The following is a 19,730-nucleotide window of genomic DNA, read 5'->3' as shown; positions in this document are numbered from 1 at the left end:
CTCTCAAATAACCGCTAACTACTAACAACTAACTACATAAAACGTTTCTCAAAAATGGAAGCTAAATCTTACAAAGACACGGTAAACCTGCCCAAAACCAAGTTTGATATGCGCGCCAACGCCGTCAAGCGGGAACCAGAATTGCAACAATTTTGGGCAGATCAAGAAATCTACGATCGGCTTTCGGAAAATAACCCAGGCGACTTGTTCATCCTCCACGACGGGCCCCCTTACGCCAACGGACAACTCCACATCGGCCACGCCCTCAACAAAATCCTCAAAGACTTTATCAACCGATACCAAATGCTGCGCGGCAAAAAAGTTCGCTACGTTCCCGGTTGGGATTGTCATGGATTGCCGATCGAACTTAAAGTATTGCAGAACATGAAATCGGAGGAGCGGCTAAATCTTACCCCGATCGAACTCCGCCGCAAAGCCGCCGCCTTCGCGCAGCAAACAATGGAACAGCAGCGCGAATCCTTCCAGCGCTACGGGGTTTGGGGCGACTGGGAACACCCGTATTTAACCCTCAAACCCGAATACGAAGCCGCTCAAATCGGCGTTTTCGGTCAAATGGTGCTCAAAGGCTACATCTACCGCGGCTTCAAACCTGTTCACTGGAGTCCGAGCTCGAAAACAGCCCTCGCCGAGGCGGAACTGGAATATCCCGAAGGCCACACGTCGCGCAGCATCTACGTCGGCTTCCATGTGAAAAAATTGTCAAAATCTTTGCAGTCGAAGAAGGCGGGCACGGGGGCACCGCCCCTACAGCGCTATATGCCGAGTCTCTGGGCGGCGATTTGGACGACTACTCCCTGGACAATTCCGGCCAACTTGGCGATCGCAGTTAATCCCGAACTGACTTATGCGGTGGTGGAACCGCCGGCAAATTCCCACATCGCACAACAATTTATGTTAGTAGCTGTCGATGCGGTCGATCGACTGTCGGCAACTTTTAACACTGAATTAAAAATACTGGCCACCTTCAAAGGCAAAGAATTAGAAGGTTGCATCTACAAACACCCGCTGTTCGATCGCGAAAGTCCAATTGTTGCCGGCGGTGACTACATTACTGCTGATTCGGGGACGGGATTGGTGCACACTGCACCCGGCCACGGACAAGAAGACTTTATAGTAGGAAAACGCTGCGGTTTACCAGTTTTAACGCCCGTAGATGAGAACGGAAATTTCACCGCAGAAGCCGGACAGTTTGCAGGTTTAAATGTCCTCGGAAATGGCAATGCCGCAGTGATTGATGCCCTTGCCGAAGCAAATTGTTTGATTAAAGAGGAAAGTTACGCTCACTCTTATCCTTACGATTGGCGCACGAAAAAGCCGACTATTTTTCGGGCGACGGAACAGTGGTTTGCCTCCGTTGAAGGGTTCCGCGATGAAGCCTTAAAAGCGATCGCCGAGGTGAATTGGATTCCCGCCCAAGGGGAAAATCGGATTACTGCAATGGTGGGCGATCGATCGGATTGGTGTATTTCTCGCCAGCGGACTTGGGGCGTTCCCATTCCCGTATTCTACGACGAAGAAAACAACGAACCGCTGCTGAATGAAGAAACGATCGCCCATGTGCAAGCCCTTTTTGCCGAGAAGGGTTCCGATGCTTGGTGGGAATTGTCGATCGCCGAATTGCTGCCGGAATCTTACCGCAACAACGGCCGCACTTACCGCAAAGGTACAGACACGATGGATGTGTGGTTTGACTCCGGTTCTTCCTGGGCCGCAGTTGCCCAAGGTCGATCGGAATTAAACTATCCGGCTGATATCTATTTGGAAGGTTCAGACCAACACCGTGGCTGGTTTCAATCGAGTTTACTTACCAGTGTAGCAACTAACGGCGTTGCTCCTTACAAAACAGTTTTGACTCACGGTTTTGTGCTCGATGAAAAAGGCCGGAAGATGAGCAAATCTGAAGGAAATGTCGTCGATCCGGCGACAGTAATTAAGGAATATGGAGCCGATGTTTTGCGGTTGTGGGTGTCTTCGGTAGACTACTCTGCCGACGTGCCGTTGGGCAAAAATATTCTCAAACAGCAGTCGGATGTTTACCGCAAAATTCGCAATACAGCTAAGTTTTTGCTGGGCAATTTGCACGACTTCGATCCGGCAAAAGATGCCGTTGCTTACAAGGAATTGCCGGAACTAGACCGCTATATGCTGCACAGAATGGGCGAAGTTTTTGCAGAAGTCCAAGATGCTTTTGAAAGCTTCCAATTTTCCAGATTTTTCCAAACTGTGCAGAATTTCTGCACGGTAGATTTATCGAATTTTTACTTGGATATTGCCAAAGACAGACTGTACATCAGCGCGACAGATACGCTTCGCCGTCGCAGTTGTCAGACGGTGATTGCAATTGCTGTGGAGAATTTAGCAAGGGCGATCGCACCTGTTTTGTGTCACATGGCTGAGGATATTTGGCAGTACCTTCCCTATCCGACTCCTTACAAGTCCGTGTTTGAAGCCGGCTGGGTGCAAATTGATGCTTCGTGGCACAATCCAGAATTGGCTACTCGCTGGCAGTATTTGCGACAAGTGCGCGGCGAAGTTAACAAGGTTTTGGAAAAAGCCCGGATGGAAAAGGCGATCGGTTCTTCTTTGGAAGCTAAGGTTTTATTGTACGTTCCTGATGTTGAGAAAAGAGAGCAATTGCAAGCTTTCAATCCCAGCAGCGAAGAATTGGTGGATTATGTGCGATCGCAAAATTCAGTCATCGAGTTAGCGGCCCAGGAGAAAGCAAAAGCAGCACAAGATAAACAGGAAGAACAAGCGGCAAAAGTTGCCAAAGTCTTGACAGAAAACAAAATTTATGTTGAGGCGAAAACGATCGCAGAAAAGGGCGATCGATCTTCTCAGATAGTAGAGTATTCTGTCCCTGAACTGTCGGCTTCAGATTCTGGGCAAATCTTAGATCGAGCCGCCGAGTTTGTGGCTAATTTGCCTGAATATGCGGGCAACTTTTTCACAGAATACCAACAAGCGCTGGTAACACTTGGGCTGTTAGCCTCTGTGTTAGTAACGGGCAGAGTAACGCTGGCGATTTTGGATACGATGAATCAGATTCCGATGTTGGGAGGCCTCTTTGAAGTCATCGGCATCTTATTTACAATCTGGTTTGCTTTCCGTCACTTGCTGTTTGCCGCCAACCGTCAAGAAATTGCACTACAAATTGATTTGCTGACAGCAGATGTGCTGGGCCAGACAACCGCGATCGTGCTTGCAGAAACAAAGGCGATCGTCCTCGCACCGCCAGTAGAGACAGCGCTTGTGCTTGTAGAAACACAGGCGATCGTACAAACAGCCCCAGCCGAAAAAGTGTTTGTAGAAACACCCCAAATCCCGCAAGCAGAATTAGTTGCGATCGAACCCAAGCCAGAAATTCCTGCTGAAATAGCTGCAGGGCACGATTCTACAATGACCGGCAACGGTGTAGACGAACTGCGGTATTTGTTCATTACTTCGGAAGTGGAACTGGTAGAATCCAATGCAATCCTGCAGGAATTGCCGTACAGTTATCAGTCTCCCGAATTGGCGATTGGTGTAGTGAAAGCAGACGGGGAAAAGTGCGATCGTTGCTGGAATTACTCGACTCACGTCAGCGAGTCGATCGAACATCCGCTAATTTGCGAACGCTGCGTTTCAGCAGTAGACCACAAATTCTAACGTAGGCTGTGTACCGCGCACCTTACATCTTAATGTAGGGTGCGTTACTATCTCAAAAATTTTTTTTGCAACCTTGTTTCTGGTAACTACGGAATTATAAAAGCAATGGCTTACAGCGATTTCAAATTAAGTAATGTAAGTAAAATATTTGAATTAACAATTACTGAGTCTTCCCAACTATTCGCTGATGTTCTCGAAATAGAACCCAGCGAATTATTAACAACTATTCTCAAAGAAAATATCGATCTCGCTGTTTCAATTAATACCGAAAAAGCCAGATCAGAAATGATTATAGCCCCAATTCTTCTAGAAATTAGGCGCAAATTAAATTATCATATAAGTTTATTTTCTGGGATCGAGTTTAATGTCGATCCAAGTAAAGGACTCAATGGATTTTGCGATTTTTTAATGAGCAATTCTCAGGAACAATTGTTTATTTCCACTCCCATATTAGCAATTGTAGAGGCAAAAAATGATAACTTGAAAGCAGGATTAGGTCAGTGTATCGCTGAAATGGTAGCAGCACAATTGTTTAACCAACAAGAAGGTAATGAAATCTCGATTATTTACGGCGCTGTCACAACTGGTACAGTTTGGCAATTTCTAAAACTAGAAAATAACGTGGTTTCGATAGATTTAACCGAGTATTTTATCCGAGATATTCAGAAAATCATCGGAATTTTAATCAAAGCTATGAACGGCTAACAGTAAGGTGTGTACTCAACAGTATTAGTAGCTAACTGTAGGGTGTGTCAGGGGAAAATTTCTTGAGTAGGTAGGCGATTAAAACCTTCGGCGCTGACGCACCCTACCATAACTTATAGTCAAACTGTACGCAGTCCACACCATACAAACTCAACCGGTGTCCAGTGTACACTATACAGATAGAGGTTATAAAATCGATTACCAAAACTATTTCTGATTAAAAAAACGGCAGACGATTTCACCAGGGTGGTTTTGTCCAAACGCCAAAACTGTGCCATCTTTCTTAACTGTAGTGCGATCGCGGCAATTGTAGACTTCTAGAGGCTTTTTCACTCCATCAACACTCAGAATTACCCTGTATTCCCAATAATTTTTTGCACTGCGTTTGATATCGACAATGCAAATCTCGCGCCCTTGGTAATTGCGGCATACAGAGGCCTCAGCAGGAAGCGCATTCCAGAAAAAAGATATTAATAGCAACAAGCAGCAAACACATTTCATCATCTGCGATCTATTCTACTGCATAACCCGTATACTTCCGCATAAACGGGGGCTGAAATCCCCAAACAATATCCTCTTTGGGAACTCCGGCTATTACTAAATCTTCAGCAATATCATCTTCAGTGGCATTCCATTGAAGCCAAATTTTCCCGCCCTTGATATCAATGTGAATGCTACAGTGATGCACCCTAGTCTGCTTGTCCCAGCCCACATAAAAGATTTGGTAATGATCTCGTTCTGTATCAAGAATTGTCTCGACTTCAATGTCTCCGTGAGCAGGTTTGCGCTTGCCGTACTCCAGTAACATTTGCTGCACAATTTGCCGATATTTGATTAATTTTTCCATTCTACAATTACCTCAAGTGCTGTATCATAAACAATCATTTTTACCTGGTTTTCCTCGATCCTTGCTTTCGGGAAATCTAGTTTAAAAAATTCTTCATAAGTTATTAACGGCACAGCCAAGTACAAAATGCGATCGGGTGCTTTTTCTTTAAGTGCGGCTCGATAATTAATGAACTGCCCCAATGCTCTGTGAAATTCCGAGATTGCCGACGATTTTGCCAAAAAACTTTTGACCTCAACGGCAATTTTTTCGCCTTGCCTTTCTGCCGCAATCAGCCTTTCTGCTCCCAGATCGATCGACATATCTACACCGCCAACACTAATCGGAAACGGATCGTGGGTAATATGCCAGCCTTCTTTTTGCAAAGCTGTTTTGACAACTTCATGAAAAACATCTCTGGCAGACATAATATATCGATAACTAACTTACTTATTCCTATCTTACCTTTTTTGATAACCAACTGGCAGTATTTGGCAACTGAGATGTGGCACTATTCTCAAGAACGGGCAAGATGCCCGTTCCACAAGAGATAAATTTTCTTGTGGAACAGGCATCTTGCCTGTTCCTAAAAGGATTATTGACAATGATGCAACATCTCAGTTAGAAGCCACTTAAAAATTGGACACGCCCTCAAGTCGCAACATCATAAGATAGCTGAACCATACCAGAACTGTATGTCTGACATCCAGTTAACTGCAAAGCTGTAGTATTTATGGGATTAACAAATAAAGGGATTCCCTCGCCCAAAATAAGCGGATGAACCGAGAGAATCACTTCGTTGACAAAGTTTTGATTCAGGAAATCGCGAATCAGCAGAGAACCTCCCACCAACCAAATATTCTTGCCGTCCAGCAAGCGCAAATCATTGACAAAAATCTCTAAATCTGTTACCACTTCGACATCTGAAGTGCCTTGAAAATCTAGATTTTTCGTAAAAACATAGCTCTTTTTTTCCTGGTACGGATACTCGCCAAAAGTTAGAACTTGTTCGTAAGTTTTTCGACCCATGAGAACCGTATCGATGCTACCTAAGAAGTTACTATAACCGTAATTTTGGTCTGTAAACAGCCAGTCAATATCGCCATTCGATCGGGCGATATAACCGTCCAGACTAGATGCAATGAATAGTACAATTTTACGCATGGCAACACCGAGGTTTTTGGACTGATTGAGGTGATTATCGCCCCAATCACCTTAATTTTAAATGATTTAGCGTCCTGACGGCCGCTTGAGTTCGATACCCACCTTTTGACCGAGATCGATCGCCGTATTAGCAAAATCAGTCATTCCTGCGATCGGAATAGCGATCGCAGTACCCGCCGCTAAAATAGCTGTTAAGCTTTTCTTTAATCTGGCTTTATTCCATTGATTCTCCGGTTTCTTAATTTCCGCTTCGACATCTTCAATATCAATAATTATCTCATCGCGGATGTCTTCGGGAAACTGATCGGCGGTTTGACGCATCGATGAAATCAGTTTCAGGATTTCTGCCGTATTGGCGTTATTGTTTTGCAGGGATTGATTGCCGCCAACTTCGGCACTGTTCGACGAACCGCCGATATTGCCGGAAAAGTTAGAACCTTGAAAAGCACCTTGAAAGTTGTTGATTTCAGAAGAATTTTGAGTCATTTTTGCTTCTGCTTTATTAATAATTGGTCTACTAACAGCTAGTTTAGCGATATCTACAAGGTCGTCATATTCTCTTCCGTATTTTTCCATTTCTCGATCGCCCATTTGCTTTCTGCGCCGAAGTTCGATCGACTCATACCCATCCAACAACGGCCGCAAATCCAGTTTAAGTTTAAGTTTCCCAACGCGCACCGTATTTTCGCCCATCTCCTCCAATCCTAGCAATTCCTCGTAATCCAGCGGATCGGCATCGGGACAACCCGGAACCGGCACCCATTGACTGATTTCCAGATTGGCAAAAGAATTGTGGATTTTGGTAAACGTATCGCGAATCATGCTGAGGAAAGAACGCCGCGTCGATTCCCGCCCGCTAACGGCAATAAAGATTTTCTTATCTTCCGGGTCAGATTTAATCCGGGCGATGTTGTACACCTCAGCGCCTTCGGTGTACTCCAGCATAACCCCCGTGCGCCAGTGGGTGCTGTTGTGGATTTTCTCGTGGGTGAGGACGATGAAACGCGAGAGGATGCTGTCGGGGAGGATGCGGTAGTGATATTGAAATTCCAGGGTTTCGCCTTGGAGTTCGGTGTTTTCCGGTTGTTCTTTGGGCAAGATGCCGGGGATGAGGAAAGTCGGCGCCCGACAATGGCTGACGGGGAAGCAGAGTTCAAATTCCTCCATCAACCCGGTGAGGCAGTGGTAGCGGCGGCTGGGATATTTATTTGAGTCGAGGATGCGGCTGAGGTCGGCGTAGGTGAGAATACCTTTGGTTTTGACTTTGAGTGCGTCGTCGCTGAGGAGGGCATAGATGCCTTCTGTCACCCAGTGGGGATTGAGGATGTTGGTGGATTGCAGGATGGGGTGTTCGCGGAAGTTGAGGACAATGCCCAGGTTGTGCAGCAGTCCGATCAGTTGGGTTTGGTCGGTTTCTTCCCAGATGTTTTCTTTGGCGCAGATGGTGGCGTATTCGCTGATGCTGATGATGTCTTTGTCGAGGTTTTCCAGGCGCTGCTTGACTTGGAACCAGCTTAGCGGCAAAAGATCGTAGACTTGTTTGAGTTTAAACAATTTACCAAAAAACAATGCTTTCAGCCGTTCTCAGTCTAGAATCTAGACTGTTTCTAGAAGACTAACGTGGACACGTCGTTCCAGGTGTTGAGCTAGCTTATTTTAAAGGGAATATTCTCTAGATAAATTCTAGACGCGGTAGGGTAGCGATATTTGCGATCGCTCTGTAGGCCTCAACTCAAAATCGGGTTTTTCGATGGTAAATGCCATTTTAAAATTTACTTTTTGGGATTTAAGCAAAAAAAAAGCCGCTATCTGCGAGTCTAAGCCTGTATTTCCAGGGATAGCCGCCTACTGTAGGCGGCTATTGTTCAAAATGCTATCCCGTCCCGGTCAGAAGCCGAAAACCTACAATCACAACATACACATAGCGTGACTGACGCGATCGCACTGCCGTGCCAGCCGATCGTCATCAGTTAAGGTAACAGGCTACCCAGCATATCCAAAATTGCTTCTACGTCCGCTAGGTCGCATTTAGACTTTTTGCGCTTAGCTTTCAATTGGTTGAGTAAGACAGCAGCATCAGGTAAATCACTTGTGTCAAATGATTTTCCACTATCCAGTTGTCGAGCTATAGTCAGCACCCGATCTGCTAGGGCGATCGGTACTCGGATAGTGCGGGTTTGCCCGTGTTCCCATTTACCCTCATAGTGCTTGAGGTTGGCTAGGCTAGCGTCATTAATGTTTTTAGTTATTTCACTTGTGTCAGGTGATTTATTATTAACAGACTGGCACGGATGCTTTAGTTCTGTCAAGTGTTTAGTCACGCGACACAAGTGACTAGGGGTAGAAAGTTAGGCTGTAGGTAGATGACACTCGAAACTACTACTTTTCGGAGAGATACATCAAATCCCCGGCGACGAACTCCTGTTCCCTTACGAATGCTACTTCTTTGTCGAATTGTACCCGCAAGCCCGTATAAGTGGGGTAATTGGTAATTTTGGTAATTTCCCCTTTAACGCCCTTAGCGCGATCGCCGGGCTTCACTACAACAACCCGATCGCCTACCTCCAAAATACGGGAAGGCCTCGGTGCGGGCTGTTGTGTAGGGGATGTCCCATTAAGTGCTCGCTTGAAAAATCCCCTCAAGTGAAGTCCATCGGTACTTTCAATAAATTTCTTTATCTCTTCCATTTTTTCGGTATCGCCGCTCGCTTTTGCTTCCCGGTACTCGTCGGCCATCCTTTCAGCCCGCTGTCTGTTGGCGGTGGTTTGCATATCGGCTTTAGTCGGGTTTGAGGGAGTTGAGGGGGGGGGTGGTGGCACTTGGGAGGGAGTTATTGAGGGAGTTTGAATCGTTACTGGTACTGGGTTTGAGGGAGTTGAGGGAGTTTGGGGGGGTAAATCTTTTTCTAACTCACTTTCTCGATCACTTTCTTCCTTATCTGGCAGATAATTTTCTTTATTTTTGTTTCCGTTTGAAACTTTAGGGTCTAACTCCCTCAACTCCCTCAAAGGTATATCTGGTAGGGGTTCAACTCCCTCCCCAACTCCCTGCAAACTCCCTGCAACTCCCTCGCTAACTCCCTCAATCCCGACTAAAGTTTCGGAGTGAGTGATATGGTTATCCGACTTTTCTCTCACCCTCAATCCCTCAAAATAGGCTTGTGCACCCTGATGTCGGGTAAAGGGTAAATTCTCGTCTGTCAGCAAGTCGGCAAGCAAGCGGGGGAATTTGACAATACTTACTTTCGAGAACCCACTCTCTTCGCAAAAATCCTTGTAAGCCTCGTAAAGCTTCCCGGTGCGGGTAGTAGCGGCCGGGTCTAGTACCAGTTCCATATCAAAGAATGCAGCGGTCGAGCTTGTTTCGACTTTCATCTCCCATTCCTTATATTTGAACTCAGCAATCTTTTCGGCTCCGATACCGCGTATCGCTTGAGTAACGGCGCTATTTGCGAGGGAGAGGGCTATTCCAATCAATGCGGGTATTTCTGCCTCAAACTCACTTTCGATAGCGTGGTCGCGTTTTTCGGTAGGTATGGGGTTATCAAAGTGAACCAGGCACAACCGACGCTCTAGCCCGGTAGTGTCACCCACAAATATGGGTTTGTTACTACAGATGAGGAAGCACCCGTAGAAAAACGCATCGGCGGCCGGAGTGTGCAATTCCCGGTAACTAACAGCATCTCCACCCGTAAAACTGAGAATCGAGTCAATACCTACGGGTTTTCGTTCATCGGCAAACACTACCAATTGTTTATCCACAACTGATGCCTTAGTCGATCCGTCACTTAGGCGATCGAGCTGGCAGCCCTTAAAGTTCTCCCGTCCAACCATTTTCTCCATCAACCGAGTAAAAGTACCCTTACCGGAACCCGGCGCTCCGACCAAGTGAACGAACATCTGCAAGTCGAAAAACCGATGTTTGAGTATGGCGTTAGCAATGGCTAGCAACTTAAACATTTTTCGCTCATCGTCTTGCATCGCCGTCCTGAAGAATTTATGGGTATTAGGACAATTTACCCGTAAAGCCTCTAACGGGTCGCTTAAATCGCCTTCTAGTGGCTTGTAGTCGAAGGGTAAGAACGAGGTAAACCCCGTACCCGGTGAGTGCGGTTGAGTTGTGAGGGTATTACCATCTAGAACGCAATTACTAAAGTTGATGTAACGCTTTCTATCCCAATACTGCCAGCGGATTTGTCGCAAGTCACATTGGAGCAATTCCACCACGTTGTTAATATACTCAATCCCGCTGTAGTTTATGTTTTTTGCGTCAATAGTGGTTTTGACCAAACTCTTAAACGGCCCTATCCCTACCTTTTCCCAGTGTTTACCGGAGTATATCCGCCACGTTTTTTGTTCGTCATCATATTTCCACTGATGCCCATATTGTTCGGCTAACCGGGCCGCTGCTTCTCGCGGTGTCGGTGGCTTTTTCTTTTTTGTTGGTGTATCACTATCAGTTGTGTCAGGTGATTCAACTACATTACTAGCTTTCATCAGTATTGCCCTGAAGGCCTCAATCCCTTGATTATTGATGAAATCATCCATCCCCTTGCCGTCCTCGTGGTTCCAATTGCCTGTAACCGATAGTACCTCGCAGCCATAGGCTTTCAGGTGTTTAGTGAGGGTTTTTTCGGCACGGCGAACATTCTTTATGGTTTCCACCTTCTCAGGTGGATCGGAGTCATAAGAGATGATAAAGTTAAAACCCGCTTCAGCTAATCGTTTCAGCCCTGGTATCAAGTCGGGTTCACCCTTTGCCTTTGGGGTTAATCCCATATCTATCCCCATTAGGGCTACCGTAGGGATATCCCACATACAGCCCTTAATTGCCTTTATGCACCCCTCGGTGATGAGTAGGTAGGGTTTGCCGTTAATGGTGAAGCATCGGGCTTTAAGAGCCTCTAAATCAGTCCAATATGTTTCGACTTCTGGATGCTTGGCAAGGAAAGCATCGTATTCACCTTTAGGGGTGCGATATTTAGGAAGCTTTCCGTCCTTTGACGGCCACGGGTTAATTGGCCGTAGTTGCAGTTGTTCGAGGTTGCCGTAAAAAACTATACAGGGTGATTTAGCCTCATATCCCAGCAATACCGTGGCTTTCGGGATGTCAGCACTACCACAGTTTGCATATATCCAATCCAGAGGAAGTTTTCGCTCGACTCTTAAATAGTCCTTGTCAGCGGCATTGAGTAAAGATTTGTTGCGGGTAGCGGCAACAACTGTAGAAGATGATGGTATACTATCCATAGCGGTTGTTCCTGCAAGTAAGGTGATTAACCGCTATCCCTAGTGTTTAGCTAGTGAATTGATGCCGTGATATACCCTTCCGGCAAGGGGACTTTCTAGAAAAAGTCTAGAAAATAAGTTAAATTTGGTTCAGGTTTTTTGGGTTTTTGTTGTCTCTCTTCACCAGCTAACGCTATTTAGGGACAGCGAGAGCCTTTTTTTTGCCTGCGGGTACAAGCGGGCAAATTCTGCTGTTGAAATTGTAACCTGTCGGGGGATGGCAAATATCCCACAAATAAAGCTTATACAGCGTTATAATTCTTCCGGAACCCTATAAGGGTTAGGATTATTTTCTCGTGTATTAAAGTCTATACAGCGTGAGAGAAATTTACACTAAATCTCACAAAATTTATACACAAGACGCATTTTTCTTACTTTGTATAACAGGTGCTTAAGTAAGTAAGTGTATTTCCTAGAGTAGCCCCCTACAGTAGGGGGCTACTTGTAAAAATGCTCACAAAAAAAGAAAAGCTAGCTTCACACTATGCAGATGATGTGACTCTAGCTTTTTTACTTGTGACCTTACCGATCGGATACCAACCTAAAACTCAATCAACAAATCATTAAGCTCTTGCCGTGTGGGCGGGAACTGTCCACCCCGTTTGTAGTGAGTAAGCAACCGACTGTAGGTGATGCCCGACTTCAAGTCCCCAAAGTGTTTGGCATAGGCGTAAAGCCCTAGCTCTTGCGCTTCTTGTACCATTACCAATTTATCCTTGGGGGCGGTTCGCCGTTCGACTACCTTGTAGTGTTGGCTCATCCTCACCGGTTCCGGTAGTGGCTCATATGCCTTTTTTGCGATCGCTTCGAGGCACGTTAGTACCCGCAGCACCTCGGTAGTTGCTGGCATCCAACAGGCCAGCTTAAGTACGGCCCGTGGGGGCAACAGGTAGTTGAGGTGGGGTTTTCCTATCCAGCAGATACCGAGTACGGGTTCCGAGTGTTCAATGAAGGTTTCGGGACAACTGAACAAGCCATCCCCTACAAGTTGTGGTTCAAAGTTGCGGATTAGGCGATCGGTAGTTTTTGGCTCAACGTCATAAAGGGCATCTACCTGTTCCGGTAATAGCACGGGAGCCTGGTAGTAGTGCAACCACGGCTTAACGCCAGTACCGATATCAATGCAGGCAAAAGCCTCGGTGTGGCGGATACCATCAAACACGGCATCTCGATACCAACGGAGTGCAAGGGGCTTATCCCACGAATAGTTAAAAGAAGCCGATCGTGGGGTACGTGAAGCGGACTGTTGTGACATAATAATATTCTCAATTGCTTGAACCAATTGAGAAAACAGCAGTCATCGGGGTGCAACCCGGTGGCTGTGTTGCTTTCTCTTACTTTTGACGATCGCAGCATTCAGGCTAAAGTGTCAATACTGCAACTGTTAAGTTTTGTTGCCAACAGAACGGGACTACTTACTGTCACTCACGTGACACAAGTGAATACTTGATATTAAGTTCACTGCTTATTTATCTCTATTTTTACGAATAGCCGCCAACTGTTGGCGGCTACGCCAGAAAATACAGGCAGAGACACAAACAGGCAAGGCAAAAAATAGCCAATAAAAAACCCCCCTTATTAAGGGGGGCGGTAGGCTGGGAGGTAGCTGGGGCTAAAAAGCTTCTACGATTCTAGTTTCTTCACTTACTCCCAGATAGTGCCTGAGAATTACATCTACACTGTTACCGCAGGAAGTAGCAATATGTAATAGTGCGTTGTTGTTGTGCTTGTTAGCCTGTGCTGTAAGCGTGATGTAAGTGTGACGGGTATGATATAGGGAGAGATAGCCTGATATCTTGCCTTCCTCTACTAATCGAGCAACTACTCCGAAATACCAGTAATCTGTCTCAGTACCATCTTTGAGTATTCTCTTTTGCTTGTACCCTCTCCAAGTTTGTGCAACGCTCGATTGTAGTCTGTGTTTCCCTTTTTTGTTTGGAAAAACTAACTCGCTTGAACTTTCACTTTTTAACTTTAACAATAGCTCCCTTAATCGAGAATTCTCACTAAAGTAGAAAAGTCTTACCTCACCTGTTTTGGTTTCTTTTACCTTTTTTGTTGACGAGCCTAGCGACTTGCTAAACCGAATTAAATTGCGCTCTAAATCAACATCCTTCCACGTGAGAGGTAATGCTTCAGAAGTTCTACACCCGGTTAAAAAGTAAAACTCGATCAAGGGAGCGTACAGAATTACAGCTTTAGACTTGGATTCATAAAAAGCCTTGATAATAATCTTGCATTCTTCCTTACTAAAAGCACGTCGGTCGTCTTCAAGTTCTTTTTCGTCTAACACCTCGTGCCATTCTTTTTCCTCTCCGTTTACTATTTTAGATGCGTACTTTTGCTGCGTTGTAACAGCGGGTGTGCTGAACTTATCAAGTGCAAACGGGTTTTCGGTGGTTGCATTAACCAACATCCCTTTGGATTTGGAAAACTCAAATGCCTGATTTAACTCAGACAAAAAATACGTTTTTTTTGATGATTTGATTCTAGACAATACTAGAATCAAATTTTGTTTGTCATCCAATCGGATTAAATCAATGCTTAATCCTGACTGAGTAAATGCTTTGGTTTGATTGTTCCAGATTTTACCGTAAATCAAATTTGAGAATTGTGTCTCATACCTGACTTTGAACGTTGTTTCCTCAATAACAGTCTTTTTCCACTCTAGGTAAGCTTCCCACATCTCCCCTACTGTTATTTCGGGTTCAAGCTGTACTGTACCTGGTAATTGAAGTACATCGGCCAGTTTGGCATATTTACCTCCCCCTAAGCCGTACTTGGCAAGTGTCGGGTCAAATAGCTTCTCCCATTCAGTGTGGTCAAGGTCAGCCTCCATAGCGATCGCTAACTGGGTAGCCCGTTTCCAGTCCTCTGGATTGTCAGCACTAAACCCGTATTTAGTCAGGTACAGGTAACTAGGCTTTCCTTTAAGGGATTTACCTTTTAACTGTTCCCATAACGGCGTGTGACGCTTAGGAAACCCTAATCGGAGTGATTTACCGTCACGGGTGACACTAACATCGCAGGACTGTTGAGGACGTTTATCGGCTCTCATAGGTTGTTCTTCCTGAAACTATTGGTTTGTCAAGGTTCTGGGTTTTCTAGACGGATTCTAGATTTCTGCACTTATGTGCATTTTTATGAGCAGCCGCCAACTGTAGGCGGCTACTTCCTAGAATAGTATAGCAGATTTTTAGTAGACTTGTTTGAGTTCGGAGATTTCCGTGTGGATGGCGCTGCGGAGTTCGTCGATTCCGCTTCCGCTTTGGCAAGAGGTTTCGAGAATGGCTTTGATGTTGGGATATTTGTCGCGCAAGGCTTTGCGGTTGAGGTCCAGGGGTTGTTCGTCGCACTTGTTGCCGACGAGGATGACGGGGGAAGCGTCGCCGAAGCTTTCGATCAGTTTCAGCCAGTATTCGAGGCGGTTTTCGTCTTCGCTGGTGCGGCAGTTGCACACGAGGAGGTAGAGGCTGCGTTTGGTAAGGAAAAATTGGTGGGTGGCGTGGTAGATTTCTTGTCCGCCGAAGTCCCAGACGTTGAGTTTGACTTGTTTGGTGTTGACTGTAATTTTCCAGTCTGTGATGTTGAGTCCGTCGGTTTGGGGCTCGTTGGGGTTGTATTTGTTGTCGATGAGGCGGTTGATCAGGGAGGTTTTGCCGACGCTGCCTTGCCCGACGAGGAGGACTTTGGCTTCGTTGAGGGGGCGGACTTCGCCGCTGCGGAGTTGGCGCAGGTAGTTGAAAATGGCGGCGGGAGTACCGGGTTCTTCGTTCTGGTTTGCAGACCCTAGAACTTCTGGAGAAACGGGCAGGGGATTGTGGCGAAGATCGAGGTATTTAAGTTGTGGCAGTGTTTCTAAGCATTCAGGAATCTTTTCAATCTGATTGAAACGGAGGTCAAGCAGTGTCAGATTCGACAGTTGCCCGATCGCCTCTGGAATGGAGGTAATCTGATTGCTATCGAGGTCAAGCCGTGTCAGATTCGACAGTTGGCCGAGCACCTCTGGGATGGAGGTAATCTGATTGCTACTGAGGGAAAGCCGTGTCAGATTCGACAGTTGGCCGAGCGCCTCTGGGATGGAGGTAATCTGATTGCTACGGAGGGAAAGCCGTGTCAGATTCGACAGTTGCCCGAGCGCCTTTGGGATGGAGGTAATCTGATTGCTACGGAGGGAAAGCCCTGTCAGATTCGACAGTTGCCCGAGCGCCTCTGGGATGGAGGTAATCTGATTGCTATCGAGGTCAAGCCGTGTCAGATTCGACAGTTGCCCGATCGCATCTGGGATGGAGGTAATCTGATTGTAACTGAGGTAAAGCCTTGTCAGATTCGACAGTTGCCCGATCGCATCTGGGATGGAGGTAATTTGATTGTCACCGAGGTCAAGCAATGTCAGATGGGACAGTTGCCCGATCGCATCTGGGATGGAGGTAATCTGATTGCTACTGACGAGCAGCCATGTCAAATTTGATAGTTTGCTGATCGCATCTGGGATTTGGGTAATCTGATTGCTACTGAGGTTAACCAGTGTCAGATTCGACAGTTGCCCGATCGCCCCTGGGATGCAGGTAATCTGATTGTGACTGAGGTTAAGTATTTTTAAGTTGGTTAATTGAAGAACAGCATCAGGAAACTCAGTTAACTTATTCCTAACCAATTCTCTTTTCTCTTCATAGAACTTCTCCCCCAACCGCAACGTTTCAAGCTGCGTGCACTTGCCAATCTCCGGCGGCAATTCCTCCAAGTCCAGCCCCGACAAATCCAGTTGGGTCAATTTTTCCTCGGCTGCTTGGTTAATTCGCCGCACTGCTTCCTCTCGCGTCATGCCCTTTGTCTCTCGGTAGGATTCATTTTATTGTGACAGGAATTTTTGGTTAGTAGAGGGGAATAACTACACGGCAGTGACCAAGGTGTGACAACTTAAGCTGTCAGTCCACCGAGCCTTCTCGCCCACCCGACAGTCCGCCAGGGAATGAATTCCCTGTCTAATAGCGAAAGTCCTCTCAAAGAGGACTGAAAAACTCATTAGTCCTCTTTGAGAGGACTTTCACTTTGAGGCAGGGGTTTCAACCCCTGCCGGATTGCTGGAATGAGGGAAATATCCTGTTTGAGGAAAAAGGCTACGCCAACATCGAGCGTTACGATCTGGAAATTTTCACTCTTAATAAAGCCTCACCCTTTCAATCATCTGTTTGATGAGAAACAATAATGCGATCGATTTCTTCCCGGTGGCGATCGTAATAACGCCAAGCATTCTCTAAATCGCGATCGTCCAACACTGGATAATTCCGAAGTAACTCAGCCTCATGGGCCCCCTTAGCGAAAGTCCTCTCAAAGAGGACTGAAAAACTCATTAGTCCTCTTTGAGAGGACTTTCACTTTGAGGCAGGGGTTTCAACCCCTGCCGGATTGCTGGAATGAGGGAAATATCCTGTTTGAGGAAAAAGGCTACGCCAACATCGAGCGTTACGATCTGGAAATTTTCACTCTTAATAAAGCCTCACCCTTTCAATCATCTGTTTGATGAGAAACAATAACGCGATCGATTTCTTCGCGGTGGCGATCGTAATAACGCCAAGCATTCTCTAAATCGCGATCCGACAAACCTGGATAATTCCGAAGTAACTCAGCCTCATGGGCCCCCTGTTGGTGAAGCGAAACCAGTGTGCAAACAGGAATGCGGGTGTTGCGAATCCGGGCATTTCCTCCACAGACTCCAGGCGTACTCTGAATCGCCCTAGCCGAGAGTTTTTCTTGGAATAGCAAACTCTCTTCAGGTGTCAGCGACTCAATGACTTGAATTAAGGAGTCAACCAACTGAATGTTCATAGCTGGTAATTTACGGAATATATAATAGTGCGATCGCTCAAACTATCATAGCAAAATTTCCCAACACCAACCTCTCAAGCTCCGTACACTTGCCTATCTCCGGCGGCAATTCCTCCAACCCCAACCCCGCCAAATCCAGTTCCGTCAATTGTTCCTCGGCTGCTTGGTCAATTCGCCGCCCTGCTTCCTCTCGCGTCATGCCCTTTGTCTCTTGCTAGGATTCATTTTATTGTGACAGGAATTTTTGGCATTGAGGCGAGAAACCGGGTTTCTCTGAATTTTTTGGTTGGGTGACGATAAATATCGAGAGAAACCCGGTTTCTGAGATTTACGCATGGGGCGAGAAACCGGGTTTCTCTGAATTTTTTGGTTGAGTGACGAGAAATATCGAGAGAAACCCGGTTTCTGAGATTCACGCATGGCCTATCCCCCGCGCATAAGTCCCGTTTATGTTAAAGGAAGATGGACGATCCGATCTTGATATTCATCATCGAACGAACCATAAGCAATCAAAATCAATTCCTCAATATTTTGCCCAATACTTAAATCTGAGTTCAAAATAAAAATCCCTGGAATATGCCTACCTTCAGCTATATGATCTACCAAATGCACGGGCATTGACTTGCGGTTGTTCGTCACCAAAATAAAGTTATGCTCTTCACACCACACCAAGATATCAGGATCGAGCGTACTTTTCGGAGGCGTACCGATGTCACCCACCGACCAAACTACTAAATCAGGCCGTTTCCGGTGAAGCTGTGTAGCATAAACGGGAGTAACATTCTCATCCATCAAATATTTAAACGCCATTTCTCAATCACTCTGGTTCGCGGTTTGCTTTGCCCATTCTGCTTTCAATTTTCGCAATCTTTCGGCAGCCGGATGGGGATTTGCTGCTTGCATTTTTCGCTGCTGGTGCGACCACTCCAACCAGTCTTCCAAATATCGACTTACTGCTTCTTTGTTCTCCAAATAATACAAAATAGTCGCATAAACCTCTGCCAAAGTTAGAGATGGATAGAATTGCTGAATTTCTTCGGCGGTGCGTTCCCGATGCAGGTACTCGTACAGTACCGTCTCAATCCCGATGCGGTGTCCTTTAATGCGAATATCATCTGGTGCCAAGAAATCAAAATACTCATTCAATTCCATATCTAAAATTCCTCTTTTAGCTATTTACTATTATACTCGCGATCGCCCAAATTTAAAATGCTTCATCCTGCCAGATGAGGGCGCTCGAAACACGATCGAACTGTTGTTAAATTTTCGCTGGGGATGGGTGAAGCATAGAGAAACCCGGTTTCTGAGATTTAAGCATGGGGCGAGAAACCGGGTTTCTACGAATTTTTGGTTGGGTGATGAGAAATATCGAGAGAAACCCGGTTTCTGAGATTCACGCATGGGGCGAGGAGCCCGGTTTCTACAAGCTTTTAGCGGGACTTAAACAAATTTTAAGCCCAAACAAAGCCTAAACTGGCTTTATAAGCGGAGAATACGTCCCAATTTTGGTTCAACCATTTCACAAACCTAAAAGATATGGCTGTCCGAAATGCTTCGAGTGCATCACTAAAAGTGTTTAAAGGTTTGTTTGCCCATTTGCGCCTTAATCCTCCTGTTAAGGTATGCCAGAGAATGAAAGTGTAGGCACAAAACACCATAATGAAATGTCTTTTCAGGCTGATTTCATCTCTGACTTGATATTCATTTAACCCCAACCAGCCCTTGGCTTCCCGATAGAAAACTTCGACCCAATTTCTTTGTGAATAAGTTTTTACTATCCACTCCTCTGTCGCTGTTGATAAGTCAACATTACTCATCAAATAATCTATTTCAGTCGCGGTATCGAAAGTCTCTGCATTCATGACGATGGCTATTACTTTCTTACCTGTGCATTTTGATAATTCGACTTCCTTAATTGCTACCCATACTGTTCTCGGTCGTTCGAGATTGAGTTGAATTTTTGTGAAAGCCCCTACAGGTAAAGCTTTTGTTAAGTTGTCTACTCGAATTTCCTCTGTTTCATTTTCGGTTTTTTGAATTATTACTTTGCGATTCTTGGCGATTCCTCCGATATATTTTAATTTGCGGTTTTCTAATTCTTGTAAAAAACTGGTGTTATTACCATACCCTGCATCCATCAAGACTATTCCTGGTTTATAGCCTCTCGAAGGAGGTTTTGTCGATTAAATTTATGGCTATTTCTGGCTTTTTCTTGAATTCTGGGTCTTCCTCTCCCTCTGGTAATGAG

Annotated in this window: 17 protein-coding genes and 1 pseudogene; 2 read left to right on the top strand and 16 right to left on the bottom strand. The window is 45.7% G+C overall.

Going from position 1 to position 19,730, the window contains the following annotated elements; all coding sequences use genetic code 11:
- Nucleotides 1-54: 54 nt before the first annotated feature.
- Both ileS and QUB35_RS22380 read left to right on the top strand, forming a co-directional pair.
- On the top strand, nt 55-3,669 hold the full coding sequence (ileS, locus tag QUB35_RS22385) for an isoleucine--tRNA ligase (protein ID WP_333143931.1): 3,615 nt from the start codon (nt 55-57) through the stop codon (nt 3,667-3,669).
- A 105-nt stretch (nt 3,670-3,774) separates the two neighbouring features.
- A complete protein-coding gene (locus QUB35_RS22380) occupies nt 3,775-4,374 on the top strand; it encodes a hypothetical protein (protein ID WP_333143930.1) in 600 nt (199 codons plus the stop codon).
- 207 nt (nt 4,375-4,581) lie between these two features.
- Here the strand turns inward: QUB35_RS22380 and QUB35_RS22375 are convergent, their stop codons facing one another.
- The 16 genes and pseudogenes from QUB35_RS22375 to QUB35_RS22300 form a co-directional block, all read right to left on the bottom strand.
- Nucleotides 4,582-4,878 (bottom strand): hypothetical protein, encoded by a 297-nt coding sequence (locus QUB35_RS22375; RefSeq protein WP_333143929.1) that lies wholly within the window; start codon nt 4,876-4,878, stop codon nt 4,582-4,584.
- Nucleotides 4,879-4,885: 7 nt separating this feature from the next.
- Nucleotides 4,886-5,221 carry a XisI protein gene (locus QUB35_RS22370; protein ID WP_333033025.1) on the bottom strand — a complete coding sequence of 112 codons (336 nt, stop codon included), beginning with the start codon at nt 5,219-5,221 and terminating at the stop codon, nt 4,886-4,888.
- Nucleotides 5,209-5,628 (bottom strand): XisH family protein, encoded by a 420-nt coding sequence (locus QUB35_RS22365; protein ID WP_333143928.1) that lies wholly within the window; start codon nt 5,626-5,628, stop codon nt 5,209-5,211. Before QUB35_RS22365 ends, QUB35_RS22370 begins: the two co-directional genes overlap by 13 nt.
- 223 nt (nt 5,629-5,851) lie before the next feature.
- The gene (locus tag QUB35_RS22360; RefSeq protein ID WP_333143927.1) at nt 5,852-6,364 is read right to left on the bottom strand and encodes a dihydrofolate reductase family protein; all 513 of its coding nucleotides are present in this window, start codon (nt 6,362-6,364) and stop codon (nt 5,852-5,854) included.
- A gap of 66 nt (nt 6,365-6,430) precedes the next feature.
- A complete protein-coding gene (locus tag QUB35_RS22355) occupies nt 6,431-7,933 on the bottom strand; it encodes a COR domain-containing protein (RefSeq protein ID WP_333143926.1) in 1,503 nt (500 codons plus the stop codon).
- A 401-nt stretch (nt 7,934-8,334) separates the two neighbouring features.
- The gene (locus tag QUB35_RS22350) at nt 8,335-8,685 is read right to left on the bottom strand and encodes a hypothetical protein (RefSeq protein ID WP_333143925.1); all 351 of its coding nucleotides are present in this window, start codon (nt 8,683-8,685) and stop codon (nt 8,335-8,337) included.
- A 58-nt stretch (nt 8,686-8,743) separates the two neighbouring features.
- Entirely contained in the window at nt 8,744-11,614 is a 2,871-nt protein-coding gene (locus QUB35_RS22345; protein WP_333143924.1) for a DUF3854 domain-containing protein, read from the bottom strand.
- Nucleotides 11,615-12,194: 580 nt separating this feature from the next.
- On the bottom strand, nt 12,195-12,908 hold the full coding sequence (locus tag QUB35_RS22340) for a hypothetical protein (protein ID WP_333143923.1): 714 nt from the start codon (nt 12,906-12,908) through the stop codon (nt 12,195-12,197).
- A gap of 357 nt (nt 12,909-13,265) precedes the next feature.
- Nucleotides 13,266-14,711 (bottom strand): tyrosine-type recombinase/integrase, encoded by a 1,446-nt coding sequence (locus QUB35_RS22335; protein ID WP_333143922.1) that lies wholly within the window; start codon nt 14,709-14,711, stop codon nt 13,266-13,268.
- A 138-nt stretch (nt 14,712-14,849) separates the two neighbouring features.
- Nucleotides 14,850-16,478, bottom strand: coding sequence for a leucine-rich repeat domain-containing protein (locus QUB35_RS22330; protein WP_333143921.1), 1,629 nt, complete (start codon nt 16,476-16,478; stop codon nt 14,850-14,852).
- 355 nt (nt 16,479-16,833) lie between these two features.
- Entirely contained in the window at nt 16,834-17,007 is a 174-nt protein-coding gene (locus QUB35_RS22325; RefSeq protein WP_333143920.1) for a DUF433 domain-containing protein, read from the bottom strand.
- Between the two features lie 154 nt (nt 17,008-17,161).
- Complete coding sequence (locus QUB35_RS22320; RefSeq protein ID WP_333143919.1) at nt 17,162-17,482, bottom strand: DUF433 domain-containing protein; 321 nt, start codon at nt 17,480-17,482, stop codon at nt 17,162-17,164.
- Nucleotides 17,483-17,519: 37 nt separating this feature from the next.
- Nucleotides 17,520-17,681: a hypothetical protein gene (locus QUB35_RS22315; protein ID WP_333143918.1), complete on the bottom strand. Its 162-nt coding sequence runs from the start codon at nt 17,679-17,681 to the stop codon at nt 17,520-17,522.
- A 248-nt stretch (nt 17,682-17,929) separates the two neighbouring features.
- The gene (locus tag QUB35_RS22310; RefSeq protein WP_333143917.1) at nt 17,930-18,292 is read right to left on the bottom strand and encodes a DUF5615 family PIN-like protein; all 363 of its coding nucleotides are present in this window, start codon (nt 18,290-18,292) and stop codon (nt 17,930-17,932) included.
- Between the two features lie 3 nt (nt 18,293-18,295).
- A complete protein-coding gene (locus tag QUB35_RS22305; RefSeq protein ID WP_333143916.1) occupies nt 18,296-18,634 on the bottom strand; it encodes a DUF433 domain-containing protein in 339 nt (112 codons plus the stop codon).
- Nucleotides 18,635-18,933: 299 nt separating this feature from the next.
- Nucleotides 18,934-19,730, bottom strand: a pseudogene (locus tag QUB35_RS22300) (IS701 family transposase); the annotation flags it as partial.

Origin of the sequence: Microcoleus sp. B13-B6 (genome assembly GCF_036705405.1) — a bacterium.
Lineage (GTDB): Bacteria > Cyanobacteriota > Cyanobacteriia > Cyanobacteriales > Microcoleaceae > Microcoleus.
This window is presented reverse-complemented; position numbering and strand designations above follow the sequence as displayed.

Coding starts and splice junctions, on each gene's coding strand:
- QUB35_RS22375 (WP_333143929.1), bottom strand. CDS start 4,878: ATGATGAAATGTGTTTGCTGCTTGTTGCTATTAATATCTTTTTTCTGG.
- ileS (WP_333143931.1), top strand. CDS start 55: ATGGAAGCTAAATCTTACAAAGACACGGTAAACCTGCCCAAAACCAAG.
- QUB35_RS22320 (WP_333143919.1), bottom strand. CDS start 17,482: ATGAACATTCAGTTGGTTGACTCCTTAATTCAAGTCATTGAGTCGCTG.
- QUB35_RS22360 (WP_333143927.1), bottom strand. CDS start 6,364: ATGCGTAAAATTGTACTATTCATTGCATCTAGTCTGGACGGTTATATC.
- QUB35_RS22325 (WP_333143920.1), bottom strand. CDS start 17,007: ATGAGTTTTTCAGTCCTCTTTGAGAGGACTTTCGCTAAGGGGGCCCAT.
- QUB35_RS22380 (WP_333143930.1), top strand. CDS start 3,775: ATGGCTTACAGCGATTTCAAATTAAGTAATGTAAGTAAAATATTTGAA.
- QUB35_RS22310 (WP_333143917.1), bottom strand. CDS start 18,292: ATGGCGTTTAAATATTTGATGGATGAGAATGTTACTCCCGTTTATGCT.
- QUB35_RS22305 (WP_333143916.1), bottom strand. CDS start 18,634: ATGGAATTGAATGAGTATTTTGATTTCTTGGCACCAGATGATATTCGC.
- QUB35_RS22370 (WP_333033025.1), bottom strand. CDS start 5,221: ATGGAAAAATTAATCAAATATCGGCAAATTGTGCAGCAAATGTTACTG.
- QUB35_RS22345 (WP_333143924.1), bottom strand. CDS start 11,614: ATGGATAGTATACCATCATCTTCTACAGTTGTTGCCGCTACCCGCAAC.
- QUB35_RS22340 (WP_333143923.1), bottom strand. CDS start 12,908: ATGTCACAACAGTCCGCTTCACGTACCCCACGATCGGCTTCTTTTAAC.
- QUB35_RS22335 (WP_333143922.1), bottom strand. CDS start 14,711: ATGAGAGCCGATAAACGTCCTCAACAGTCCTGCGATGTTAGTGTCACC.
- QUB35_RS22330 (WP_333143921.1), bottom strand. CDS start 16,478: ATGACGCGAGAGGAAGCAGTGCGGCGAATTAACCAAGCAGCCGAGGAA.
- QUB35_RS22315 (WP_333143918.1), bottom strand. CDS start 17,681: ATGACGCGAGAGGAAGCAGGGCGGCGAATTGACCAAGCAGCCGAGGAA.
- QUB35_RS22365 (WP_333143928.1), bottom strand. CDS start 5,628: ATGTCTGCCAGAGATGTTTTTCATGAAGTTGTCAAAACAGCTTTGCAA.